Annotated in this window: 20 protein-coding genes; 16 read left to right on the plus strand and 4 right to left on the minus strand. The window is 65.8% G+C overall.

What is annotated here, in order from left to right; genetic code table 11:
- Positions 1 to 16: 16 nt before the first annotated feature.
- Together VZ068_RS08145 and VZ068_RS08150 are read right to left on the minus strand one after the other, a co-directional pair.
- Entirely contained in the window at positions 17 to 784 is a 768-nt protein-coding gene (locus tag VZ068_RS08145) for a TatD family hydrolase (RefSeq protein ID WP_349657378.1), read from the minus strand.
- A complete protein-coding gene (locus VZ068_RS08150; protein WP_259153550.1) occupies positions 784 to 999 on the minus strand; it encodes a DUF6116 family protein in 216 nt (71 codons plus the stop codon). Before VZ068_RS08150 ends, VZ068_RS08145 begins: the two co-directional genes overlap by 1 nt.
- A gap of 144 nt (positions 1000 to 1143) precedes the next feature.
- On the opposite strand from VZ068_RS08150, the gene VZ068_RS08155 reads away from it, so the two are divergent.
- The 9 genes from VZ068_RS08155 (at position 1144) to VZ068_RS08195 (ending at position 14251) form a co-directional block, all read left to right on the plus strand.
- Positions 1144 to 1935: a glycine zipper 2TM domain-containing protein gene (locus VZ068_RS08155; protein WP_259165427.1), complete on the plus strand. Its 792-nt coding sequence runs from the start codon at positions 1144 to 1146 to the stop codon at positions 1933 to 1935.
- Between the two features lie 155 nt (positions 1936 to 2090).
- Positions 2091 to 3266 carry an acyl-CoA dehydrogenase family protein gene (locus tag VZ068_RS08160; RefSeq protein ID WP_349657379.1) on the plus strand — a complete coding sequence of 392 codons (1176 nt, stop codon included), beginning with the start codon at positions 2091 to 2093 and terminating at the stop codon, positions 3264 to 3266.
- 61 nt (positions 3267 to 3327) lie between these two features.
- Positions 3328 to 5895 (plus strand): DUF3857 domain-containing protein, encoded by a 2568-nt coding sequence (locus tag VZ068_RS08165; RefSeq protein ID WP_349657666.1) that lies wholly within the window; start codon positions 3328 to 3330, stop codon positions 5893 to 5895.
- Positions 5896 to 6029: 134 nt separating this feature from the next.
- Entirely contained in the window at positions 6030 to 6674 is a 645-nt protein-coding gene (locus VZ068_RS08170) for a glutathione S-transferase family protein (RefSeq protein ID WP_349657380.1), read from the plus strand.
- Between the two features lie 40 nt (positions 6675 to 6714).
- Positions 6715 to 8655: an asparagine synthase (glutamine-hydrolyzing) gene (asnB, locus tag VZ068_RS08175; protein ID WP_259165408.1), complete on the plus strand. Its 1941-nt coding sequence runs from the start codon at positions 6715 to 6717 to the stop codon at positions 8653 to 8655.
- 265 nt (positions 8656 to 8920) lie between these two features.
- Positions 8921 to 9475 carry an NADPH-dependent FMN reductase gene (locus VZ068_RS08180; RefSeq protein WP_349657381.1) on the plus strand — a complete coding sequence of 185 codons (555 nt, stop codon included), beginning with the start codon at positions 8921 to 8923 and terminating at the stop codon, positions 9473 to 9475.
- A gap of 221 nt (positions 9476 to 9696) precedes the next feature.
- A complete protein-coding gene (locus VZ068_RS08185; RefSeq protein ID WP_259153556.1) occupies positions 9697 to 11127 on the plus strand; it encodes a replicative DNA helicase in 1431 nt (476 codons plus the stop codon).
- 713 nt (positions 11128 to 11840) lie between these two features.
- Positions 11841 to 13259, plus strand: a complete 1419-nt coding sequence (locus VZ068_RS08190; protein WP_349657382.1) for a deoxyribodipyrimidine photo-lyase — start codon at positions 11841 to 11843, stop codon at positions 13257 to 13259.
- 266 nt (positions 13260 to 13525) lie between these two features.
- The gene (locus VZ068_RS08195) at positions 13526 to 14251 is read left to right on the plus strand and encodes an OmpA family protein (protein ID WP_046963485.1); all 726 of its coding nucleotides are present in this window, start codon (positions 13526 to 13528) and stop codon (positions 14249 to 14251) included.
- 1103 nt (positions 14252 to 15354) lie between these two features.
- Here the strand turns inward: VZ068_RS08195 and VZ068_RS08200 are convergent.
- A complete protein-coding gene (locus VZ068_RS08200) occupies positions 15355 to 16389 on the minus strand; it encodes a LysR family transcriptional regulator (RefSeq protein ID WP_003483593.1) in 1035 nt (344 codons plus the stop codon).
- Between the two features lie 129 nt (positions 16390 to 16518).
- On the opposite strand from VZ068_RS08200, the gene VZ068_RS08205 reads away from it, so the two are divergent.
- From VZ068_RS08205 to VZ068_RS08230, 6 genes are all read left to right on the plus strand, one after another.
- Positions 16519 to 16746: a hypothetical protein gene (locus VZ068_RS08205; RefSeq protein ID WP_259153559.1), complete on the plus strand. Its 228-nt coding sequence runs from the start codon at positions 16519 to 16521 to the stop codon at positions 16744 to 16746.
- Entirely contained in the window at positions 16743 to 17516 is a 774-nt protein-coding gene (locus VZ068_RS08210) for an SDR family NAD(P)-dependent oxidoreductase (RefSeq protein WP_349657383.1), read from the plus strand. The genes VZ068_RS08205 and VZ068_RS08210 overlap by 4 nt, the downstream gene beginning before the upstream one ends.
- A complete protein-coding gene (locus tag VZ068_RS08215; protein ID WP_259153561.1) occupies positions 17513 to 18703 on the plus strand; it encodes an efflux RND transporter periplasmic adaptor subunit in 1191 nt (396 codons plus the stop codon). Before VZ068_RS08210 ends, VZ068_RS08215 begins: the two co-directional genes overlap by 4 nt.
- 105 nt (positions 18704 to 18808) lie before the next feature.
- Complete coding sequence (locus VZ068_RS08220) at positions 18809 to 21979, plus strand: efflux RND transporter permease subunit (RefSeq protein WP_259153562.1); 3171 nt, start codon at positions 18809 to 18811, stop codon at positions 21977 to 21979.
- A 36-nt stretch (positions 21980 to 22015) separates the two neighbouring features.
- Complete coding sequence (locus tag VZ068_RS08225; RefSeq protein WP_259165377.1) at positions 22016 to 22747, plus strand: SDR family oxidoreductase; 732 nt, start codon at positions 22016 to 22018, stop codon at positions 22745 to 22747.
- Positions 22741 to 24165, plus strand: a complete 1425-nt coding sequence (locus VZ068_RS08230; RefSeq protein ID WP_349657384.1) for an efflux transporter outer membrane subunit — start codon at positions 22741 to 22743, stop codon at positions 24163 to 24165. Before VZ068_RS08225 ends, VZ068_RS08230 begins: the two co-directional genes overlap by 7 nt.
- Before the next feature lie 85 nt (positions 24166 to 24250).
- Here VZ068_RS08230 and VZ068_RS08235 read toward each other — a convergent pair whose 3' ends face one another.
- A complete protein-coding gene (locus tag VZ068_RS08235; RefSeq protein WP_259153995.1) occupies positions 24251 to 25225 on the minus strand; it encodes a diguanylate cyclase in 975 nt (324 codons plus the stop codon).
- 94 nt (positions 25226 to 25319) lie between these two features.
- On the opposite strand from VZ068_RS08235, the gene VZ068_RS08240 reads away from it, so the two are divergent.
- A complete protein-coding gene (locus VZ068_RS08240; RefSeq protein ID WP_259153566.1) occupies positions 25320 to 25619 on the plus strand; it encodes a hypothetical protein in 300 nt (99 codons plus the stop codon).
- The last annotated feature ends 14 nt before the right edge of the window (positions 25620 to 25633 follow it).

A 25633-nucleotide genomic window follows, 5' to 3' on the forward strand; every position in this document is an offset into this window, starting at 1 on the left:
GCGGCGGCCTGCCTGATCAGCCCGGCAAGCCGAACAGGGCGCGTGCGTTTGCCGTGGTCTGTGCGGCGATGCGCTCGGCGTCTTCGCCGCGCAGTTGCGCGATGCAGTCCACTACCGTCCGCAGCGCGGCCGGCTCGTTGCGCTGGCCGCGGATGCTGGCGTCGGGTTGATCGGGTGCGTCGGTTTCCAGTAGCAGGTGCTGCAACGGCATGGTTGCGGCCAGGCCGCGCAGGCGATTGGCGCGCGGGTAGGTGACCGGGCCGCCCAGGCCGATCATGAAATCCAGTGTCCACAATTGCCGCGCCTGCTCGGGGCTGCCGGCAAAGCTGTGCACCACGCCGCGCAGGCCGCCGACGGCCTTGATGCGGGCGATGACTTCTTCGGTGGCGCGGCGCGCATGCACGATCAGTGGCAGGTCGTGGCGCTTTGCCAGGCGCAGCTGCCCATCGAAATAGTCGCGCTGGGCCTGCGCGTCCAGTCCTTCGAGATAGAAATCCAGCCCGCATTCGCCGATCGCGCAGGGGCGCTCGCGCTCGATCCACTCGGCCAGCAGCTCCAGATGCGCGGGGCGGTGTTGATCCAGGAAGATCGGGTGCAGGCCATAGGCGGGATGCAGCCCAGGCGCCATTTCACACACTTCACGCAAGCCCGGCCAGCTGGCGGCAGTGACGGCCGGCACCACCTGTTGCACGACGCCGGCCTGGTGCGCGCGCGCGATCACCGCAGGGCGGTCGTGGTCGAATTCGCCCGCGTCCAGATGGCAATGGCTGTCGATCAACTGCATCAGTCGCGGCGCACCGGTGCCGGCAGCGGCGCCTTGCGGGTTTTCCAGTTCGCCAGCAGCAGCGTGGTCAGGCCGAATAGCAGTTCGTCCACGAACGGCACCAGATCCGGCACCAGCACATCCACCACGAACAGCGTGGCTGCCAGCTTGAACAAGGTGGGATAGCGCAGCTTGGCCGCCCATTCCAGGGCACGTGCGGTCAGGGGATTTCGCATGCGAAGACTCCGGCTGTTAGAAGTGCATGAAGTAACCGCTAGCTGAACTTAACCGTGGCGTTCATGAGCGAGGGCGTTTTCGTTCAGGGTTCCCGTGCTGGAATCACGCCGTCAACAACGCGGTGCGTCCGCAGGGAGCTGGTCATGAAGAGCAACACGACAACTATACTGGTCGCCGCTGGTGCCTTGCTGGTGGGAGGCGTGGCCACTGCCGCCTTCATGAACAACCGTCCGTCCTCGGGCGATTTCGTCGCCAACGGCGAGCCGGCACCGCGTGGTCTGGAATATGCCGACGTGGTCAAGGTCGCGCCGATCACCCAGCGCGAGCCGCAGTATGCGCAGGTCGTCAACAGCGCGGCCATTCGCGAAACCACCACCAGCTCCTCGCCGCGCGAAGTGTGCCGCGACGTGGTGGTGCAGGAACGTCTGCCCGAGCGCGATGGCAACGTCGGCGGCACCGTCGCAGGTGCCGTGATCGGCGGCCTGTTGGGCAACCAGGTGGGTGGCGGCAACGGCCGCAAGCTGGCGACCGCCGCAGGTGCGGTGGGTGGCGGCTTCATCGGCAACCGGGTCGACCGCAATCATGTCGGCGGCCGCGTAGTCGACCGCACCGAACGCCAGTGCCACACCGAGAACGCCAATTCGAGCTCCTCGCGCGTCGTGGGCTACGACGTGACCTACCGTAATGCCGACGGCACCACCGGGACCATGCGTATGGACAGCAAGCCGGGCGAGCGCATCTCGCTGGGCGACGCCGACAACGTGGTGGCCTACGACGTGACCTACCGCTACGACGGGTTCGAGAAGACCGTGCGTATGAACGACAAGCCGGCGAGCGATCGTCTGCCGGTGGTCGATGGCCAGCTGGTGACCCAGACCGCGTCGACGGCCGGTGACCGGGGCGTCCGCGTGGATGCGGGCAGTACGCGCCAGTAACACGCTGGCAGCCTTCCGGCTGGATCGCTGCGTCAGCAAAAAGAGCCGGCACTGCCGGCTCTTTTTGTTTTCAGGCCAGCGGTAACTCCCGTGCGCTGTACACGTCGCCGCCATGTTCGGCAGGCAACTGGCAGATAATCGCCGCTTCTCCAGTGGTGGAAATCAGCATGCCGGTGCGTCCCGATGATCTGTTCGATGTCCGTGCGCTGCTGACCGACGAAGAGCGGGCGGTGCAGGACGCCGTCGCGCGTTTTACCGATACGCGGGTACTGCCGGCGATCGGCGATGCCTTCGACGCGGGGCGGTTCCCAAGCGAGTGGGTGCCTGACCTGGCGCGACTGGGGCTGCTGGGCGCCAGCCTGCCGGTCGGCGATGGCGGTGCGGGTCTGGGAGCGGTGTCCTACGGGCTGATTTGCCAGGAACTGGAGCGCGGCGACAGCGGCCTGCGCAGTTTCGTCAGCGTGCAGTCCTCGCTGTGCATGTATCCCATCCATGCCTATGGCAGCGACGCGCAACGCCAGCGCTGGTTGCCGGAGATGGCCGCCGGCCGCGTCATCGGCTGCTTCGGCCTGAGCGAAGCGCAAGGCGGCTCGGACCCTGCGGCGATGACCACGCGTGCAGTGCGCGATGGCGACGGCTGGCGCCTGAACGGCGCAAAGATGTGGATCACCAACGGCAGCATCGCCAGCCTGGCCATCGTCTGGGCGCACACCGACGATGGCGTGTGCGGTTTTCTGGTGGAAACCGCCAGCCCCGGTTTCACTACGCAGGACATCGCCCACAAGATGAGCCTGCGCGCCTCGGTGACCTCGGCGTTGTTCCTGGACAACGTGTTCGTACCCGAGCAGATGCGCCTGCCGAACGCGGCCGGGTTGAAGGCGCCGCTGGGCTGCCTCAACCAGGCACGTTACGGGATCGCCTGGGGTGCCATCGGCGCGGCGGTGGCCTGCCTGCGCGAGGCGCTGGCCTACGCAGGCGAACGCATCCTGTTCGGCCGGCCGCTGGCGGCCACCCAGAGCGCGCAGATCAAGCTGGCCGACATGGCGCGGCGGATTTCCACCGCGCAGTTGCTGGCGCTGCAGCTTGGCCGCCTGAAGGAGGCCGGGACGCTGCGACCGGAACAGATCTCGCTGGCAAAGTGGAATAATTGCCGCATGGCGCTGGACGTGGCGCGCGAGTGCCGCGACCTTCTGGGGGCGGCCGGCATCACCACCGAACATGTGGCGATCCGGCATGCGCTCAACCTGGAATCGGTGATTACCTACGAGGGCACCGAAACCGTGCACCAGCTGGTGGTGGGACGTGCGCTGACGGGGCTCAACGCGTTTTGACGAGGAGTGGGTGTTGATCGGCAAGGATGTGGTGCGACGCCTGAGAGGCGTCTTCTGGACGATGTGCGGAATCTGCGCGATTGCCGCAATCGCGATACCGGCGCAAGCGAACGAGGCGCCTAGCATGGCGCCGGCACCGGCATGGGTGGTGGCCGATGCGGTGCCCGACAGCGTGCCGGGTGCGAGCGGGCTGCGCTATGAGCTGGTGTCCGATCAGGTCGATCTCACCGGCCCGGCGGTGCGCGCGTACCGCCGGTTGAGCTATACGGTACAGCGCGCCAAGAGCCTGGATGAGGCCGGGCAGATCTCCATCGATTACCAGCCGCAGTATCAGACATTGCAGCTCAACAGCCTGGACGTCTGGCGCGCGGGTCAGCGCATCGACATGCGCAGCCGTGCGCATTACGCCAAGCTGCGCCGCGAAAGCGGGCTGGAAGACGGTTTGATCGATGGCGCGCTGACGCTGTCGATCACCTTGCCGGATCTGCGCGTGGGCGACCGGGTCGATTACGGCGTGACCATCACCGGCAGCAATCCGGTGTTCGGCAAGGGCTATTACGACATCTTCGATGCGCGCTACGGCGTGCCGCTGGGCGAACGGCGGGTCCGTGTGCGCTATCCCGCCGACATGGCCTTGCAGTGGCGCATCAGCGCGCCGGGCTTCAGCCGCAATGTCGGCAAGGCCGATGGGGTCGCGCTGTTGAACATCGGGGCAAGCAACGTCGCCGCCGTGCAGGAGGAAAAAGGCGCTCCCGACGATGTGGACCCGTACGGGCTGATCGAAGTGTCCACTGCCGGAAACTGGGCGCGTGTGGCGGCGTGGGCCGCGCAGTTGTACCCGGATGCATTCAAGGATGCGCAGGTGGCTGCCAGCATGAGGCAGAGCCTGCGGCTGCGCAGCGACGATGCGCAAGGCGCACTGATGCGTGCGGTGGCCTTCGTGCAGGGCGAGATCCGTTACGTCGGCCTGGACATGGGCGAGAACTCGCACGCCCCGCATGCGCCGGAAGTGACATTGCGCAACCGCTACGGCGACTGCAAGGACAAGGCGACGCTGTTGATCGCGCTGTTGCAGCTGGCCGGCATCCGCGCCGAGCCGGTGCTGGTCAACAGCGACAAGGGCGCCACGCTGGACAAGCGCCTGCCGAGCCCCTACGCATTCGACCATGTCGTGGTGCGCGCGCATCTGCCGCAGGGCGATGTGTGGGTGGACGCCACGCGCGACCGCGAGGAAGGCCCGTTTGCGCAGCGTCGGCCGCTGCCGTTTGTGCGCGGATTGCCGGTCCTGCCGGGGCAGGACGCCCTGGTCGACGTACCGGCGCCGATGCCGACCTTGCCGCAGGTCGAGGTGATTGAAGACATCGCGATTTCGCTGCGCAAACCGCAGCGCGTGGCCACCTTCAGCGTGGACACCACCTACCGGCAGGGACGCGGCGAGCGGGTGGCGTCGAGTTTCGAAAACGATGGCGCGCAAACGGTGGGCGAGCGCTATCTGGAGTTCATGCAGCAGTACTACACCGCGCTGACACAGGTCGATGAGCCCACCATCGACGCTAGCGATGCATTGAATGTGCGCACGCACGAGACCTATCGGCTGGAATGGCCGGCGGCCGAAGGCGACGAAGTGGGCTTCCCGCTGTTTCAGCTCGGCGACTGGATGGACAGCTTGCCCAAGGAGGCGCGCAAGAGCCCGTTGGCGTTGCGCGGGCCGCAGCTGGCGCGGCAGACCGTGCGCGTGCAGACCGACCCGGCGGCCAAGGTGGATGCAGACACGCAGATCGTGTCCAACCCCTGGTTTCGCTTCTCGCGCACGATTGCGATGCGCGATGGCCGTATCGAGATCATCGGGCAATGGCAGCGCTACACCGACCGCATCCCCGCCAATGGGGTGGCACGTGCGGCGGCCGATATGGAGCGCGCGCGCGACCTGCTGTACTTCAATCACGACCTCAAGCCGCAGCGGCGCAAGCAGCCGACCGATTGGCGGGCGCTGAGCTACCCACTGGTCGGATTGCTGGCATTGATCGTGCTTGTGCTGGGTTGCCTGGCCTGGTGGCGTGGCGGTGGCCTGGGCGGGCTGCTGTTCGATCCGCACGGCACGGTGCAGCGCATGCCGCAGCAGAGCGGTTTGCGCCGCAGCTCCTGGGCGGTGTTTGCGGTGACCACGCTGTTGTCGGCGTGGATGTGGCTGCAGGCCTTGCCATGGTGGATGCAACTGGCCGGTGCGCTGGCCGTGGGAGCGCTGCTGTTGCTGGGCTGCGTGCTGCTCAAACAGCTGTTGCGCTGGATGGACAGCGCAGCGCAGGTCGAGCGGCTGCTGCCGGCGATGGCGGGCAGCGTCTTGCCATGGCTGGTGTGCGTGCTCGCCGGGCTGGTCGCGCTCAAGGGCAGGCCGGCCCTGCTGCAGAGCGGTGCCAGCGATCCGGCCGGCATGGCGCAGTTGTCGACGTGCGTGCTGCTGTTGCTGCTGGGCAGCCTGTGGTGGTCGGTGTGCTCGGTTCAGGCCGTTGCCGGTGCCGCCGGATGCGGACGCACGCGCGCCTTCGGCGCCTGGGCCTTGACGCTGTCGCTGCTGGGTGTGGTCATCGCGGTGCTGGGCGTGCCGGTGGCGCTCGTGGCGACAGCCTGAGATGGGCCATCGCCGCAATGCTGCTGGCGATGGCAACGATGGCGGCAGGCAGCTGAGATGCATGCAAGGGCTTTGCAAAGGCGCACAGGGCTGTGACACTGCCAGCCCCTCGTCGTTGCCGCGGAGCCAGCTTGATGTCGACCGTGCGTCCCCCGTTGACCGTGCATGGCATGTCCAGTTCCGGCAACTGCTACAAGGTGCGTCTGCTGCTGGAGCAGCTGGGTAGTCGCTATCATTGGGTCGAAGTGGACAGCGTGGCCGGGCAGACCCGCACGCCGGACTACCTGGCCAAGAATCCCAATGGCAAGGTGCCGATGGTGGAACGTGACGACGGCCGCGTGCTGACCGAATCCAACGCGATCCTGTTCTGGCTGGCCGAGGGCACGCCTTACCTGCCCACCGATGCGTGGCAACGCGCGCAAGCGCTGAGCTGGATGTTCTTCGAGCAGTACAGCCACGAGCCGTATGTGGCGGTGGCGCGTTTCATCAGCCTGTGGACACCGCGCGATGCAGCGCGCCGCGCCGAACTGCCGCAGCTGCGTGTGCACGGCGAACAGGCGCTCGCGGTGATGGAGCAGCATCTGCAGCAGCACGCCTGGTTCACCGGCAGCGATTACGGCGTCGCCGATATCGCGCTGTTTGCGTACACCCATTGCGCCGAGGACGGCGGCTTCGATCTGGAACGCTGGCCGGCGATCGGCGCCTGGCTGCAGCGCGTGCAGGCCTTGCCCGGGTTTGTCGCGATGCCGGCGCCCGCGTCCGCCTCGGTGAGCGCATGAGCGATATGCACGGCATCGGCCGCCCGCAGGAGCACTGACGATGTGCGGATTGGCAGGAATGCTGCTGGCATCGCCGCGCCTGCATGGCGAGCAGCTCGATGCGCTGGTGCGACCGATGGGCGCGGCCCTGCGCCATCGCGGCCCGGACGATGCCGGCACCTGGTGCGATGCGCAGGCCGGTGTGGCGCTGGCGCATCAACGCTTGAGCATTCTGGATCTGTCGCCGCTGGGCCATCAGCCGATGCGCTCGGCCGACGGCCGCTACGTTCTGGCCTACAACGGCGAGGTCTACAACTTTGCGCAGCTGCGCGCCGCACTGGCCGCGCTGGGTCATCGCTTCCGCGGGCATTCCGATACCGAAGTGCTGCTGGCGGCGGTGGTGGAGTGGGGGCTGGACGACACCCTGAGCCGCTGCAACGGCATGTTCGCCATCGCGCTCTGGGACGAACGCGATAACTGCCTGTATCTCGCCCGCGATCGCGTCGGCAAGAAACCGCTGTACTACGGCTGGGCCGGCGACACGCTGGTGTTCGGTTCCGAACTCAAGGCGTTGTGGCAGCACCCGGATTTCGACAACGGCGTGGATCGCGATGCGCTGACCTTGCTGCTGCGGCTGGGCTATATCCCGGCGCCGGCCTGCATCCACGAGCGCACCTTCAAGCTGATGCCTGGCCGGGTGCTGCGGCTGGATGCGCAGACCGTGGCGGCCGGCGCGGCGGCGCATCGGCCGGACCAGGCGCAGCAGCCGTTCTGGAACGCGCGCGAGGCGATGCAGCGCGCGCTGGCGGCGCCGTTCACCGGCAGCGATGCGCAGGCCGAAGAGCAGCTCGATAGCGTGCTGCGCGATGCGGTGGCGCTGCGCATGGTGGCCGATGTGCCGGTGGGTGTGTTCCTGTCCGGCGGCACCGACTCGTCCATCGTCACCGCGATGATGCAGGCGCAAAGCAGCCAGCCGGTGCACACCTTCAGCATCGGCTTTGAAGGCTCGCATCACGACGAAGCGCCGCTGGCGCGCGAAGTGGCCACGCATCTGCACACCGACCACACCGAGCTCTACGTCAGCGGCGCCGACGCGCTGGCGGTGGTGCCGACCCTGCCTGACATGTTCGACGAGCCCTTCGCCGATGCCTCGCAGGTGCCCACGGCGCTGGTGGCGCGGCTGGCGCGTGGCGGGGTGACGGTGGCGCTGTCCGGCGATGGTGGCGACGAGTTGTTCTTCGGCTATGGGCGTTACCAGCGCGCGCTGCGCAACTGGCGCATGCATGGGCTGGTGCCGGGGCCGCTGCGGCGGTTGATGGCGCTGGCGGCGCGCCGCAACGGCGAGTCCTCGCGTACCGGCGGCCTGGCCGCGCTGGTGGCCGAGGCCGGCGCACGCGGCATCGGCGACATCTACCGCAACCGCATCTCGCGCTGGCGCGATCCGGCCGCGGTGGTGCTCGGTGCGACAGAACCCGACAGTTTCTACAGCCTGGCCGACCCGCTGCACGGCTCCGGCACCCCGGCCGACGCGATGATGCTGGCCGATTTCGCCGCCTATCTGCCCGACGACCTGCTGTGCAAGGTGGACCGCACCACCATGGCGGTGGGCCTGGAGGCGCGCGCGCCGCTGCTGGACTGGCGCGTGGCCGAATTCGCCTGGTCGTTGCCGCTCTCGCTCAAGTACCGCGACGGGGTCAGCAAGTACCTGCTCAAGCGCGTGCTGTGCCGCTACCTGCCCGACCCGATGGTCTACCGCGGCAAGCGCGGCTTCGGCGCGCCGGTCAGCGCGTGGCTGCGTGGCGACCTGCACGGCTGGGCCGACGATCTGCTGGCGCACGCCACCCTGGAGCGCGAAGGCGTGTTCGCCGCCGACACCGTGGCCGGGCTATGGCGCGACTTCAACGGTGGCGAGCGCAAATGGCATACCCACCTGTGGACGGTACTGATGTTTCAGGCCTGGCAGGCGCATTGGCGCGCGCAACGCGCGGCGATCACGCGCTGATCCAGGTCGACGCGGTGATCTTGGGTGCGGCGGCCAAGCGCTGCGCGGTGTGCGAAACCGCGCTGCCGTTGCCGAGGTGTTGCTGACGCTTGAACCTGCCATTCGGACATCGGGCCGGGCAGGGCAGGGCGCGTCAGCGCCTTGCGGACTGTCACGGCGCCGGTTGCCGGTGCCTGCGGTCGATCGCCCGGAGCCGGACGGCGCTTCACCGGCTCTGAGCATTGCGCTGGGTAGGGTGGGGCTCGGTTTCCACGGAGCGTCTCCCATGAGCAAGATCACCATCGCCGTCCTGGTCGGCAGCCTGCGCGCAGAGTCCTACAATCGTCAGCTGGCGCGCGCGCTGGAGCATCTGGCCGGCGACAAGGCCGTCTTCGATTATGTTGAGATCGGCGATATCCCGCTGTACAACCAGGACCGCGACAGCGACTACCCGGCCGAGGGCACGCGCCTGAAGCAACAGATCCGCGCGGCCGATGCGGTGTTGTTCGTCACCCCCGAATACAACCGGTCGATTCCCGGCGTGCTCAAGAACGCCATCGATACCGGCTCGCGTCCTTACGGCGACAGCGCGTTCAGCGGCAAGCCGGCAGCGGTGGTAGGCATCTCGGTCGGTGCGATCGGCACCGCGACCGCGCAGCAGCATCTGCGCAACGTGCTGGCGTATCTGAACATGCATGTGCTCGGCCAGCCGGAGGTCTTCCTGCAGTACAAGGACGGCCTGTTCGGCCCGGACGATCAGATCGCCAATGCCGACAGCCGCAAGTTCCTGCAGGGCTTTGTCGACGCGTTTGTGGGCCTGGTCGCGCACCTCAAGCGCTGAGTTGATCACAGCGTTGTCCCGGCGGGTGCACGCTCGCCGGGACGCTTGGTCGGTGGTCTGAAAGCCAGGCAGGGCAGGGGTCGCGGCTGCTGCGACAGTGCTCGCGTACAAGCGTGATGCACTGGCTGTCCACCAGTTATCCACAGAGTTGTGCATGGTCGTCGGCGCCGTCGATGACTATGCTTCCTGCCCTCGTCTCCCCGCGTCAGGTTTGTCTGTCCATGTCCGCTCGTCCTGGTTTCCGTTCCAAGCGCAATCGCGATCGCGACGACGACGATTACGATCGTCCCGAGCCGCGGATTGACCAGCTGCGCGTGCCCCCCCATTCGGTCGAGGCCGAGCAGGCGGTACTCGGCGGGCTGATGCTGGCGCCGGATGCGTTCGATCGGGTCAACGACCAGCTCACCGAAAACGACTTTTACCGTCGCGATCACCGGCTGATCTACCGTGCGATCCGCGAACTGAACGAGAAGGACCGCCCCTTCGATGCGGTGACCCTGGGCGAGTGGTTCGAATCGCAGGGCAAGCTGGAGCAGGTCGGCGATGGCGCATACCTGATCGAGCTGGCCAGCACCACGCCGTCGGCCGCCAATATCGCCGCATATGCGGAAATCGTCCGCGACAAGGCGGTGCTGCGGCAGCTGATCGAGGTGGGCACCACCATCGTCAACGACGGTTTCCAGCCGGAAGGTCGCGAGAGCGTGGAGTTGCTGTCGGCCGCGGAAAAGGCAGTGTTCAAGATTGCCGAGGCCGGCGCGCGCGGACGCACCGATTTCGTGGCGATGCCGGGCGCATTGAAGGACGCGTTCGAAGAGCTGCGCAACCGTTTCGAAAACGGCGGCAACATCACCGGCCTGCCTACCGGCTACACCGACTTCGACGCGATGACCGCCGGCCTGCAGCCGACCGATCTGATCATCCTGGCCGCGCGCCCGGCGATGGGCAAGACCACCTTTGCGCTGAACATTGCCGAGTACGCCGCGATCAAGTCCAAGAAGGGCGTGGCGGTGTTTTCTATGGAAATGTCTGCATCGCAGCTGGCGATGCGTCTGATCTCCTCCAACGGCCGCATCAATGCGCAGCGTCTGCGTACCGGCGCGCTGGAAGACGAGGATTGGGCGCGCGTGACCGGCGCGATCAAGATGCTGAAGGAAACCAAGATCTTCATCGACGATACGCCGGGCGTGTCGCCGGAAGTGCTGCGCTCCAAGTGCCGCCGGCTCAAGCGCGAACACGACCTGGGCCTGATCGTGATCGATTACCTGCAGCTGATGTCGGTGCCGGGCAACAGCGAAAACCGCGCGACCGAAATCTCGGAAATCTCGCGTGGTCTCAAGGGTCTGGCCAAGGAACTCAACGTGCCGGTGATCGCGCTGTCGCAGCTCAACCGCTCGCTGGAAACGCGCACCGACAAGCGCCCGGTGATGGCCGACTTGCGCGAATCCGGCGCTATCGAGCAGGACGCGGACATGATCGTCTTCATCTACCGCGATGATTACTACAACAAGGAAAACTCGCCGGACAAGGGCCTGGCCGAGATCATCATCGGCAAGCACCGCGGCGGCCCGACCGGCTCGTGCAAGCTCAAGTTCTTCGGCGAATACACCCGCTTCGACAACCTGGCGCACGATTCGGTCGGCAGTTTCGAGTAAGCGTTCTGTTTTGGTTCTCCAAAAAGCGACGACGCTCAGCGGGCGCGGCCCGCGTCGTGGCGCGCGTACGTACGCGACCACGTTGGCAGCTGCGATGCCCTCACCGCTTGCGCGACCGTGCGGAGGCATGGATGCCGTCACCGAGCCTGCATGGACGTACTTGCGGCGTGTCCCGCAAGCGGTGAGGGCGTCGCACCCTCGACCCGCTCGGCGTGGCAACATCCAAATTGCGTTGAAGCTCAGCTCCCGGTCGCCTTGAGAGGTGATTGAACGGCGTGGATGCGGTGTTTTAGAGCGGATGATCTGCGGGTCTGCTGCAGAGGCCGTGCCCGCCCACCATCGCGGTGCACGCTGCAGGTACGTCCATGTAAGCTCTTCTGCGTCATCCATGCCGCATAAGGTCCCGCGACGGTGGACGGGCAAGGACCAGCGGAGATGGTCGGTGTGCATGGTTGCGAGCAGTGCATGCTGCGCGGCCGGTTGATCAGGTGCGGGGTGATCAACTCAGTTCGATCTGAACCGGACAATGTCACTGTTGTTCACGATATCGCTCCACTGGTCAACGAAGGCTGGTATGGCCAACCGCGCTGCCGCCATCGCTACAGCGTTCGGGAGGGCCCTTAGCCGGACCAGGAATGCTCACACCCTGCATCGCGCCATCGTTGCACCTGCTGTCTTATGCTGCGCAGCCTTATCGTCGCTGCCGAGTTCGTATGTCCTACGCCATCGTCTGGTTCCGTCGCGATCTGCGTCTGCAGGACAACCCGGCCCTGCGTGCCGCTCTCGATGCCGGGCATGACCCGATTCCGCTCTACATCGACGCACCGCACGAAGAAGGCGAGTGGACCCCTGGCGCAGCGTCGCGCAGCTGGCGGCATCGCTCGCTGGCGGCGCTGGACAACGCGCTGCGTGCGCTGGGGAGCGGCCTGGTCGTGCGTGCCGGCGACAGTGCGCAGGTGCTGGATGAGGTGATCGCGCAGACCGGCGCGGTGGCGGTGTACTGGAACCGCAAATACGAACCGGCCACCCAACCGCGCGATGCGCAGATCAAGCGCAGCCTGCGTGAGTGCGGCATCGAGGTGCAAAGCTGCAATTCTGCGCTGCTGTTCGAGCCCTGGCAGTTGTCCACCCAGCAAGGTGGCCCGTACAAGGTGTTCACCCCGTTCTGGCGCAACGCGCTGACCCAGCTGCAGTTGCCCGCCGCCGTGCCTGCGCCGCGCAGCTTGCCGCCGTTGCCGGCAGCGCTGAAAACCGCTGCGCTGGAGTCGCTGGCCTTGCTGCCGCGCTTGAACTGGGACCACGGGTTCTGGGAGCACTGGCAGCCCGGTGAGGCCGGTGCGCATGAAATGCTGGAGATCTTCAGCGACGGTGCGCTCAACGGGTATCGCGAAAACCGCGACCGTCCCGATCGCGTCGGTACCTCGCAGCTGTCGCCGCACCTGCACTTCGGCGAGATCGCACCGTGGCGTATTGCCGGCATGCTGGACGCGCAGCGCAATGCGCGCAACGGCGCCGAGATCGATGGCTATATCCGCCAGTTGGGCTGGCGCGATTTTTCGTATCACCTGCTGCATCACTTCCCCGACACCACCAACCAGAATCTCAATCCGCGCTTCGAAGGGTTTGACTGGGCCAAGGCCGACCCAGTTGCGCTGCAGGCCTGGCAACGCGGCCGCACCGGCATTCCGATCGTCGATGCGGGCATGCGCCAGCTCTGGCATACCGGCTGGATGCACAACCGCGTGCGCATGATTGTGGCCAGTCTGCTGTGCAAGCACTTGCGCGTGCACTGGATCGAAGGCGCGCGCTGGTTCTGGGACACGCTGGTGGATGCGGACCTGGCCAACAACACCATGGGCTGGCAATGGGTGGCCGGCACCGGTGCCGATGCCGCGCCGTATTTCCGCGTGTTCAACCCGGTGACGCAGGCGGAAAAATTCGATCCGCAGGCCGCGTACATTACGCGCTGGGTGCCCGAACTCGGCAAGCTCGCGGTGAAGGAACGCTTCGCCCCCTGGCTGCATCCGTTGTCGCTCGCGCGCTTGGCACCGGAGTATCCGCGCACACCGATCATCGGTCTGGCAGAAGGGCGTGATGCGGCGTTGGCTGCGTATGCAAAGACAAAGGGCTGAGTGAGACGTCGCTGTCAGTGCGCGTGCCGATGTGCTTTTCTTGATGAGACGTCGCGCCACGGGCGCGTCTTCGATGCGGCCATCTGGCGATGCAGGAAGAGGTCGTTTTGGTCTTGTTTCCGCGCGTGATTACCGAAAACGTTTTCCTGAATGGACGGCTATCCGCGCGGCGGCGATGGCCGGTTTCATCATGCGCCAGTCGCGTCGGTCTGTTTATCCTCGCCGACACGATTGAGCGCCGGATGTTCCGGCCACAGGAGAACACCATGTCCCCAGCAGCCACCAAGAGTCTCGCCGTTGCCCTGGCCAGCGCCATCGCGCTGTCCGCCTGCGCCACCGGCGGCTCGTATGTGCAGCGCGATCAATATGGCGACCAGACGCAACAACAGAACCGTACCGGCCGCAATGCGCTGATCGGCACCGCGATCGGTGTGGCTGCGGGTCTGCTCACCGGCGATAGCGCCACCGAGCGTCGTCAGCACGCGATGGTCGGTGCCGGCATCGGCGCGCTCAGCGGCGCGGCCATCGGCCAGTACCAGGATCGCCAGGAACGCGCGTTGCGCGAGCGCACCGCCAACACCGGTATCGACGTGCAGCGCCAGGGCGACAACATCACCTTGAACCTGCCTGACGGCATCACCTTCGACTTCGGCAAGTCTGCCTTGAAGCCTCAGTTCTATGGCGCGCTCAATGGCGTGGCATCGACCTTGCGCGAGTACAACCAGACCATGGTGGAAGTGGTAGGTCATACCGATAGCGTCGGCAGCGATGCGGTGAACCAGCGCCTGTCCGAAGAGCGTGCCGGCGCAGTTGCACAGTATCTGACCGCGCAGGGCGTGCAGCGCGAGCGCATGGAAACCATGGGCGCCGGCAAACGCTATCCGATCGCCGACAACAGCACCGACGCCGGCCGCGCGCAGAATCGTCGCGTGGAAATCCGCCTGATTCCGCTGCGTGCGGAAGGCGCTGCCAGCAATACCGGCATGCGTTGAGGTGATGCACTGAATCGTGGCGGGTCGATTGACTAGCCGACGATGCATGCGAAACACAGGCCGCGAAAGCGGCCTGTTTTTTTGCGCTGCGTATCTTGTTGATCAAGAGCGGTGCATAAATCTCCTGAGTGCTGTTTTGGCCTGAGTGCTGTTTTGGCAGGTGTGGAGCCTTTGCGGTTTTGTGGGATCCACGGGGCGGCATGGAGCCTTCCGTGTATGGGTTCATGGCGTGCAGGAAGAGGCAAGGCGATAGCATTGCGGACTTGGTCAACCGGCTTGAAAAATTCCATCACCGCAAGAGCTTGAGCTCTTGGTCGCCTCTTCGATGATTGAGTGGTGCGGATACGTCAGGGTGCGAAGCTGCCGATCTGCGGGCTTTCTGCAGGAGCCTTACCCGCCCATCATTGCGGGACACGCTGCAAGTACGTCCTTGTAAGCTGTTACGCGGCATCCATGCCGCGTAAGGTCCCGCGACGGTGGGCGGGCAAAGACCGGTCGGGATGGTCGGTGTGCGTTGTTGCAAGCAGGGCATGACGTAGGTTGCGCGGATCACGAAGCGTTCGATCAACCTTTTCCCGTCGCAAGCCGAGCAGCAAACGGGCTTTCAATACGCAAGCTACAAACGTCGCATCTGCTATCCCAAGCCGAGTAACAATCTTTAAAAAGCAGCCGACCAACTTTCTGGTGCGGTGTCCTTGTCGGTTGCGGGACCCTCGGCGGCATGGATGCCGCCGAGCAGCCTCCACGGACGGATTCACGACGTGTCCCGCAAGCGGTGAGGGCACCGCGCACTCGACCAACCGGTCTTTCGATTTGCAGCTAGACGTTATCGCTAGGCGTTGACCAACGCAGCTTCGGATCTCCAGACCTCGCTAAAGCTCGCGCGTTCGGTCGCTTCAAGATTGCCTCGGTCGACAGCGGTGATGGTGGTTGGCCACGACAAAAGTACCGGCGCCGGATGGCCCCGACACTCCTGCAGGGATTCGGGAGTTGTAGCAGCCAGGACGTTTTCGCTTGTGCGGGCAACGTGCCCCCATCGCCCTTCGGACACCCTGTCCCGAGGGGGACGAGGGTGCTCCGTCAGGCGACTGTTTGAGTGCGGGCTACGCCGTTACGTTTTCCAGGATGCGCTTGCCCTCGGCACGCAGCTCCGCTTCTGCGCCCACTTCGACTTTCGCATCGTTGTCGGCTTTTTGCGCGGCCAGACGGGCCGGACACTGCGCCATCATGTAGTCCGCGTCGAAGTTCATCCGCGTGACCAGGAAATCCACGAACGCTCGCACTTTCGGCGACACCAGGCGGCCGCCGGCAAACACCGCATTGAAATCCACTTCCGGCCCGGTCCAGCCAGCGAGCACGCGGCGCACCAGACCCGATTGCACGAAGGGTTTGGCCATCACATCGCCGGTCAGCAACAGCCCTTCGCCGCATAACACCGCACCGTTGAGCGCGGCCGGGTCATTGGCCACCATCAGTGGATTGACCGGGAAATCGCGCACATCGCTGCCGTCGCTGAGCGACCAGAAAAAGCGGTTGTTGTGCACGTTGCGGTTCTTGCGCAGCGCCAGCGTGCGATGGAATTGCAGCTCGTCCGGATGCAGCGGCTCGCCATAGCGTTCGATATACGACGGGCTGGCGAACACCTGCGTGCGCAGGCTGCCCAGCTTGCGTGCGACCAGGTTGGAATCGGGCAGGGCGCCGACGCGCAGGGCCAGGTCGGCTTCGCCGCCGATCAGGTCCAGCTTCTCGTTGCCCAGGTGCATGTCCAGCTGGATTTCCGGGTATTGTGCGTGGAATTCGCCCAGCAACGGCGCGATCCAGGTGATGCCCAGCGAGTACGGCACGGTAAACCGCAGCCAGCCGCGTGGGCCGGACTGCAATTGCCCGACCGCGCTTTCGGCTTCTTCCAGTTCGCGGGCGATGCGCTGGCAATGTTCGTGGTACACCGAGCCTGCTTCGGTCAGCCCGATGCGCCGCGTGGTTCGGTGCAGCAGGCGCGCACCCAGGCGCGTCTCCAGTTCCTGCACCTTGCGGCTGACGGTGGTCTTGGGTAGGCCAAGCGCGTTGGCGGCGGCGATGAAGCTGCCCTGTTCGACCACCTTGACGAAGATCAGGGTGTCGTTGAGATCGTGTGTCATGGGACTGCCTTCCGGGGGTCAGGAGGGATTAGACCGCTTGCGGGACGATTATTCCCCTAAATCCGGACTAATCAAGTGCTGCTTTGAGGCCTAGCTTATGCAGCATCCCTTCAACGCAGGAGCACGGCCATGTGGTTGTGCGATGTCTTCGGCTTGTCCTCCAACTCCCGCAGCGCCCTTGAAAGCGCCTTCGATCCGGTGGTTTCCCCGGCAAGAAGCCCGCGCGCCAGCGTTTCGCGTGGCTTTGCCGCGTCGCCGAAGCGGCAGGCCGGCGGTGCGCCGACGCAGCGGACTGGACTGCAGGCGCGTTGGGTTCAGCGCGGAATTGTCCCGATGTCGGGAGTGAAAGTCCCATGACCGGGATGGTCCAATCCGAAACCGTCGTGATCGGCGGCGCGGGCAACGTGGGTACCGGGATCGTGACCGCATTGCTCGACGCCGGCATGCCGGTTCTGGTGATTGGACGCGATGCCGCCAAGCTCGACGCGCTGCGCGCGCAGCATCGCAATGCTGCGCTGCTGGACACCCTGCAAGGCTCGGTGGCCGAGGACGCCTCGGCGCAGGCGCTGGCCACCGAGCTGGCGCAGCGCCCGCGCCCGCTGGGCGCAGTGATCGCCAGCCTGGGCAGCCCGTTGAAGGCCGGGCGCCTGCTGGACCGGCCGGTGACCGCACTGCGTCGACGCCTGGAGCGCGACGTGCTGCCGCATCTGGCTGCGGCACGTCATCTGCTGCCGCTGCTGGCCGAAGCCGACGGCGGCGGACGCTATCTGTTGCTGGGCAGCCCGTGCGCGCTGCGCGCCTGGGCGGCGCACGGCGACATGTCGGTGGCCGCGGCCGCCATCCGCATGCTTGCCCAGGTGCTGCATGAAGAAGCCAAACCGCTGGGCGTGCGCGTGCATCTGCTCTCGGTCGAACAACCGGTGTGCACGCCGGGCCGCGCCAAGGACGCGTGCCCGGAATGGATTCGCGCCGTCGATGTCGGCCGCGCCGCGGTCTCGCTCATTACCGGGCCCGGCCAGCCCGCACAACCCATCGTGACCGTCAGCCGTCGTCTTTCCACCGCTCCGTCGGTGGACCGGCTGGCCGGCCTGCATTTGCCCATCCCCACTCGAGAGATCTCACCATGACCCCGAACGCCACCCCGTTCCGTTTTCCAATGCGTACTGTTCTGACGGGCGCCGTGCTCGCGGTGGTGCTTGCCGCCTGCGGCGGCGGTGCTGCGCAGACCGGCGCGCCGCCGCCGCCCAGCGTCAGCGTCGCACCGGTGCTGATGAAGGAGATCAACCAGTGGGACGAGTTCAGCGGCCGCATCGAGGCGGTGCAAAGCGTCGAGCTGCGCCCGCGCGTGTCCGGTTACATCGACAAGGTGAACTACACCGAAGGCGCGGAAGTGAAAAAGGGCGATGTGCTCTTCAGCATCGACGACCGTAGCTACCGCGCCGAATTCGCGCGCGCCAACGCAGCGATGGTGCGGGCGCGCACCCAGGCTACGCTGGCGCGCAGCGAAGCGGCGCGTGCGCGCAAACTCTCCGATCAGCAGGCCATTTCCACCGAAGTGTGGGAGCAGCGTCGAGCCGCCGCCGACCAGGCCGATGCCGATCTGCTGGCCGCACAGGCCGCAGTGGACACCGCCAAGCTCAATCTGGACTGGAGCCACGTGCGTGCGCCGATCGATGGCCGCGCCGGGCGTGCGATGGTCACCGCCGGCAACCTGGTCACTGCCGGCGACAGCGCCAGCGTGCTGACCACGCTGGTGTCGCTGGACAAGGTGTTCGTCTACTTCGATGCCGACGAAGGCACCTTCCTGCGCTACTCGCAGATGGCCCGCAACGGCGAACGTCCGGACGAGCGCGGCGGCCAATTGCCGGTGCGTATCGGCCTGGTCGGCGAGCAGGGCTTTCCGCACGCAGGGCGCGTGGATTTCCTGGATAACCAGGTGACCCGCAGCACCGGCACCATCCGCGTGCGTGCCGTGCTGGACAACGCGCAGCGGCAGTTCACGCCGGGTCTGTATGCGCACGTACAGCTGCTGGGCAGCGGCCAGTTCAAGGCCATGCTGGTCGACGAAAAAGCCGTGTTGACCGACCAGGACCGTAAGTACGTCTACGTGGTCGACAAGGACGGCAAGGCGCAGCGCCGCGATGTGGAACTGGGCCGCAGCGCCGATGGACTCCGCATCGTGCGCAAGGGCCTGGCTGCCGGCGACCGTGTCGTGGTCGATGGCGTGCAGAAGATCTTCATGCCCGGCATGCCGGTCGATGCCAAGGCCGTGGCCATGGCCGCGACACCGGACAAGCGCACCGCGTCGAACTGATTCATCGCTGCATCGCGCCTTCGACCACCGGCCTGGTAACCAGGCCGGTCCGGGGCCGCCGTGCCGCGCCGCCACCTGGCGGCAACCTCTTTCAGGACCACCCCAATGGACTTTTCCCGTTTTTTCATCGACCGGCCGATCTTTGCCGCGGTGCTGTCGATCATCATCTTCGCGGCTGGCCTGATCGCCATGCCGCTGTTGCCCATCAGCGAATACCCCGAAGTGGTACCGCCGAGCGTGCAGGTGCGTGCGGTGTATCCGGGTGCCAACCCCAAGGTCATCGCCGAGACCGTCGCCACGCCGCTTGAGGAGGCGATCAACGGCGTCGAAAACATGATGTACATGAAGTCGGTCGCTGGCTCCGATGGCGTGCTGATGGTCACCGTGACCTTCAAGCCGGGCACCGATCCGGACCAGGCGCAGGTGCAGGTGCAGAACCGCGTCAGTCAGGCGCAGGCGCGCCTGCCCGAAGACGTGCGCCGCCAGGGCGTGACCACGCAGAAGCAATCGCCGACGCTGACCATGGTGGTGCATCTGACCTCGCCCAAGGGCAAGTACGACTCGCTGTACCTGAGCAACTACGCCACCTTGAAGGTCAAGGATGAGCTGTCGCGCCTGCCGGGCGTGGGCCAGATCCGGGTCTTCGGTGCCGGCGATTACGCCATGCGCATCTGGTTGAACCCTGACAAGGTCGCCGCGCGCGGGCTCACTGCCAGCGACGTGGTCGCGGCCATCCGCGAGCAGAACGTGCAGGTCTCCGCCGGCCAGCTCGGCGCCGAACCGATGCCCAACAAGAGCGATTTCCTGCTCTCGATCAATGCGCAGGGCCGACTCACCACCGAAGAGGAATTCGGCAACATCGTGATCCGCAGCGGCAACAGCGGCGAGATCGTGCGCCTGAGCGACGTGGCGCGTCTGGAACTGGGCGCCGGCAACTACACCTTGCGCTCGCAGCTGGACAACCAGAACGCGGTGGGCATGGGTGTGTTCCAGTCGCCCGGCGCCAATGCGATCGAATTGTCAGACGCCGTGCGCGCCAAGATGGCCGAGCTGGAAAAGCAGTTCCCGCAGGACATGGCCTGGTCGGCAGCGTATGACCCCACCGTGTTCGTGCGCGACTCGATCAGTGCGGTGGTGCACACGCTGCTGGAGGCGGTGCTGCTGGTGGTGCTGGTGGTGATCCTGTTCCTGCAGACCTGGCGTGCCTCGATCATTCCGTTGCTGGCGGTGCCGGTGTCGGTGGTCGGTACGTTCGCTGCGCTGTATCTGCTGGGTTTTTCGATCAACACGCTGAGCCTGTTCGGCCTGGTGCTGGCGATCGGCATCGTGGTCGACGATGCGATCGTGGTGGTGGAAAACGTCGAGCGCAATATCGAAGAAGGCCTCACCCCGCTGGCGGCCGCGCATCAGGCGATGCGTGAGGTGTCCGGGCCGATCATCGCCATCGCGCTGGTGCTGTGCGCGGTGTTCGTGCCGATGGCGTTCCTGTCGGGCGTGACCGGCCAGTTCTACAAGCAGTTCGCGGTGACCATCGCCATTTCCACGGTGATTTCGGCGATCAACTCGCTGACCCTGTCGCCGGCGCTGGCCGCGATGTTGCTCAAGGCGCACGACGCGCCCAAGGATGGCCCGTCGCGTTTGATCGACCGTCTGTTCGGCTGGTTGTTCCGTCCGTTCAACCGCTTCTTCAACAGCAGCTCGCACAAGTACCAGGGTGCGGTGTCGCGCACGTTGAGCAAGCGCGGTGCGGTGTTCATGGTGTACCTGTTGCTGCTGGTGGGCGCCGGTTTCATGTTCAAGATCGTGCCGGGCGGTTTCATTCCCACCCAGGACAAGCTGTACCTGATTGCCGGTACCAAACTGCCGGAAGGCGCCTCGCTGGAGCGCACCAATGAAGTGATCCGCCAGATCAGCCAGATCGCGATGCAGACCGAAGGAGTGGATCACACGATCGCGTTCCCCGGGTTGAATCCGCTGCAGTTCACCAACACGCCCAACACCGGAACGGTGTTCATCACGCTCAAGCCGTTCAGTCAGCGCACCCGCAGCGCGGTGCAGATCAATGCCGAGCTCAACGCGCGCATCAGCCAGATCCAGCAGGGTTTTGCGTTCGCCTTCATGCCGCCGCCGATTCTGGGCCTGGGGCAGGGCTCGGGCTACTCGCTGTATATCCAGGACCGTGCGGGTCTGGGTTATGGCCAGTTGCAGAGCGCGGTGAATGCGATGTCCGGTGCGATTTCGCAGACGCCGGGCATGCAGTTCCCGATCGGCACCTACCAGGCCAACGTGCCGCAGCTGGACGCCAAGGTCGATCGCGACAAGGCCAAGGCGCAGGGCGTGCCGTTGACCAACCTGTTCGACACGCTGCAGACCTACCTGGGTTCGTCGTACATCAACGACTTCAATCGCTTCGGTCGCACCTATCAGGTGATCGCCCAGGCCGATGGACCGTTCCGCGACAGCGTCGAAGACATCGCCAACCTGCGTACCCGCAATGCCAACGGCGAGATGGTGCCGATCGGCAGCATGGTCACGCTGGGCCAGACCTACGGCCCGGATCCGGTGATCCGCTACAACGGCTACCCGGCCGCCGATCTGATCGGCGAGGCTGACCCGCGCATGCTCTCCTCCACCGAGGCGATGCACACGCTGGCCGGCATGGCACCGAAGGTGTTGCCCAACGGCATGAACATCGAGTGGACCGACCTGAGCTATCAGCAGTCAACCCAGGGCAACTCGGCGTTGATCGTGTTCCCGATGGCGGTGTTGCTGGCGTTCCTGGTGCTGGCCGCGTTGTACGAAAGCTGGACCCTGCCGCTGGCGGTGATCCTGATCGTGCCGATGACCTTGCTGTCCGCACTGTTCGGTGTGTGGCTCACCGGTGGCGACAACAACGTGTTTGTGCAGGTGGGCCTGGTGGTGTTGATGGGCCTGGCCTGCAAGAACGCGATCCTGATCGTGGAGTTCGCCCGCGAGCTGGAGATGCATGGCAAGGGCATCGTGGAAGCAGCGCTGGAAGCCTGCCGCCTGCGTCTGCGCCCGATCGTGATGACCTCCATCGCCTTCATCGCCGGCACCGTGCCGCTGGTGTTCGGCCATGGCGCCGGCGCCGAAGTGCGTTCGGTCACCGGGATCACGGTATTCGCCGGCATGCTGGGCGTGACCTTGTTCGGCCTGTTCCTGACCCCTGTGTTCTACGTGGCGCTGCGCAAGTGGGTGACCCGTCGCGGGCCTGCTGCACCGGCTGCCGTTTCGCATGACCCCGTGAAGGCGTAAGCCAGTCACTTCCCCCAATTCAAGAGGATGCACCACATGAGCAACACCAAGATCGCACTGGTCACCGGCGCCACCCGCGGCATCGGCCTGGAAACGGTTCGTCAACTCGCACAGGCCGGCGTGCATACGCTGCTGGCCGGTCGCAAGCGCGATGACGCGGTGGCCGCCGCGCTCAAGCTGCAGGCCGAAGGCCTGCCGGTGGAAGCGATTCAACTGGACGTCAACGACGACATCAGCATCGCTGCGGCGGTCGGTACGGTGAAGGAGCGTCACGGCCACCTGGACATCCTGGTCAACAACGCCGGCATCATGATCGATGACATGCAGCGCAAGCCGTCCGAGCAAAGCCTGGACACCTGGAAGCGCACCTTCGACACCAATCTGTTCGCGGTGGTCGGCGTGACCAAGGCCTTCCTGCCGCTGCTGCAGCGCTCTCTGGCCGGCCGCATCGTCAATGTGTCCAGCATTCTCGGCTCGCTCACGCTGCACAGCGACCCCGGCTCGCCGATCTACAGCTTCAAGGTGCCGGCCTACAACGCGTCCAAGAGCGCCTTGAACAGCTGGACCGTGCATCTTGCCTACGAGCTGCGCGATACCTCGATCAAGGTCAATACCATCCATCCCGGCTACGTCAAAACCGACATGAACGGTGGCGAGGGCGAGATCGACATCGAGCAGGGCGCGCACAGCAGCGTGCAGATGGCATTGATCGATGCGCACGGCCCGACCGGCAGCTTTACCCACCTGGGAGACACCTTGCCATGGTAAGAACATTGCTTGGCGCGGCGTTGGCCGCGTTGGTGCTCAGCGGTTGCGCGGTGGGGCCCGATTACCGGCCCGACCCGCCGCCGCCAGTCACGCTGCAGGGCGCGCAGGATGCCGCGTTCACCGCACAATCTCCGGTCGGCAACTGGTGGTCGCAGTTCGACGACCCGGTGCTGGAGCAGCTGGTGCGCGATGCCTTGTTCGCCAACCACGATCTGCGCATTGCGGTGTCGCGGGTGAAGCAGGCGCGTGCGGTCTTCGTGGAGCGTCGTCTCGACCAGGCCCCGCACATCACCGCCCAGGGCAGCTTCGATCGACGCGAGCAGCAGCAGGTGATCGCCGGCAATCAGCGCTTCCTCACCGAGCAGACCACCCTGGGCCTGGATGCGGCCTGGGAGCTGGATCTGTTCGGCCGCCAGCGCCGCGCCTCTGAAGCGGCGCGCGCCGATCTGGACGCCGAGCAGGCCAGCCTGCAGGACGTACAGGTCACGGTCGCTGCCGAAGTGGCGCGCAATTACTTCCAATTACGCGGCACCCAGAAGCAGCTCGATGTCTCCAAGCGTACCCTGACCAACCTGCGCGACACCCAGAAGCTGACGCAGACGCGTTGGGATCTGGGTGCCGGCAGCGAGCTGGATGTGCAGAGCAGCCTGGCGCGGTTGAAGGCGATCGAAGCGGATATTCCGTTGCTGGAAACCGCCGAGGCGCAATACCGGCACCGGCTTGCCGTATTGCTTGGCCAACAGCCGAATGCGCTGGACGCCACTCTGGTCGCACGCGCCATGCCGGCGTTCGCGCACCCGTTGCCGTTGGGCGATACCGCCGGATTGCTGCGTCAACGTCCGGACGTGCGCAGTGCCGAACGCCGTCTGGCCGCAGCCACCGCGCAGGTCGGCGTGGCCACGGCCGATCTGTTCCCGCGCATCAGCGTCAGCGGTTTTGTCGGCTTTCTGTCCGGCGATGCGGCCAGGTTGACCCAGGGCAATGCGAAGGCCTGGTCGGTCACCCCGTCGATCAGCTGGGCCGCGTTCGACTTCGGTACCGTGCGCGCACGCCTGCGTGCCAGCAAGGCGCAGGCCGACGGTGCGTTGGCGCAGTACCAGCAAGCGGTCTTGCTGGCGCTGGAAGACACCGAAAACGCATTGATCGGCTATGGGCGTCAGCAGGCGCGCCTGGCGATCGTGGTCGACCAGGCCAATGCGGCCCGGCGTGCCGAACAGCTGGCGCAGATCCGCTACCGCGAGGGCTCGGAAGACTTCCTGACCTTGCTGGATGCACAGCGCACCCAGCTGGCGGCAGACGATGCGTTGGCGCAGGCCGAGGCGGCAGTCAATGTCGGCGTGGTCGGCGTGTACAAGGCCTTGGGCGGCTGGAAGCAGGGCGAAGCCCCCGCCGCACCGGTGGCCGTGGTCAAGCGTTGACCGATGGGCGGGGCGGCCGTTGGGTCGCCCCGCCTGGCAGAAGGGCGGGGTTCCTGATGTTGCGATCCAGCCAGCAGCGCTGCGCTCAGTCGGCAACCCGCACGCTGTCGCGGCCGCTGTTCTTGGCCAGGTACAGTGCTGCATCGGCACGCGAAAACCAGTCTTGCCAATGGGTTTCGCCATCGTGGCGCGCAGCGCCCAGCGAGACCGTGATGCGCCCGCCCGGGCCGCGCAATCCACTGCGGATCACCTTGCGCAAGCGCTCGGTGGCCGCTTCCAGTTCCGCCAGCGAACCGGCGCGCAGCAGTACCACGAATTCTTCGCCGCCGAACCGGAACACCTGATGCGGCTCGCGCACTTCGTAGCGCAGGATGGTCGCCAGATCCGACAGCGCCGCATCGCCGGCGGCATGTCCGTACAGATCGTTGACCTCCTTGAAATGATCCAGGTCCAGGATGATCAGGCTGTTGAGCCGGTCCTGCGGTTGGCGCTGATCGATCTGGTGGGTCAGCGCGCGTTCCAGCATGCGTCGGTTGGGCAAGCCGGTCAGTGCATCCAGCGAGGCCAGCTCTTCCAGGTGCACGCGGTCGTCCTGCATGCGTAGCGAGAACGAATATCCCACCGCCAGCGTCACCAAGGTCACCACCACGGTCGACACCCCCTGGCCGGGGCTGACGATCAAGCCGGGCAGGAACAGCAATGCCGCCATCAACGGCAGGCTCAGCAACACTGCACGCTGCGGCCCGCACAGGAAATAGTTGGTTGCCAATACCGGAAACAGCCAGGGCAGGGCGCCATCGCCTCCGGTCCAGCAAGCCACCAGGCAGCCGGCAACATTGATCGACGCCAGCCAGACACCGCCGGCAGCGGTGCGTTCGGCCGCGCGCATCTTCCAGCCGCGCCAGATCGCCAGCATGCCCAGCGCTGCGGTGATCAGGCACGCAATCGCCTGACCGGTCATGGCCAGATACACCGCATAGAGGCAAAGCAACAGCGCGGTGATTGGCCCAAGCATCTTGACGATGCCGAGGCGGAAATCCCGCCGCAGGTGGAGGATCACAGGCAAGGTTCTGTCGGAGTCGGCATCATTATCGGCCGGCCTGTGCGAAAGTTGAGCATGCAGCCGCCGCTGCAGCGGGTAGGAAAATGAAGCGTTGCATGGCAAGGCTTCGCGCGTCCTTGACGGCCTTGCCGCAACCGTGACGGCTCTGATGCCGGAGCCTGTTATGCCTACACGCAAAGAGCTCGAGACGCGCCTGGACGCGTTGCAGGACGAACTGCCGCAGCTGTCTGCCGATGAGGATGCGGATTTTGACTATCTGGATTTCCAGGCACGCGCCGAAGCGGTGCTGCGCAGCGCCGACCCCGAAGATGCGGCCTATGTGCGGACCCGCGTCGACGGCATGCTGGCCGGCGCCGGTCTGATTCCCACCGACGAAGAGGGACGCGGCTGACGGTGATGCTGCGC

This window comes from Xanthomonas sp. 10-10 (genome assembly GCF_040182365.1).
GTDB lineage: Bacteria > Pseudomonadota > Gammaproteobacteria > Xanthomonadales > Xanthomonadaceae > Xanthomonas > Xanthomonas arboricola_F.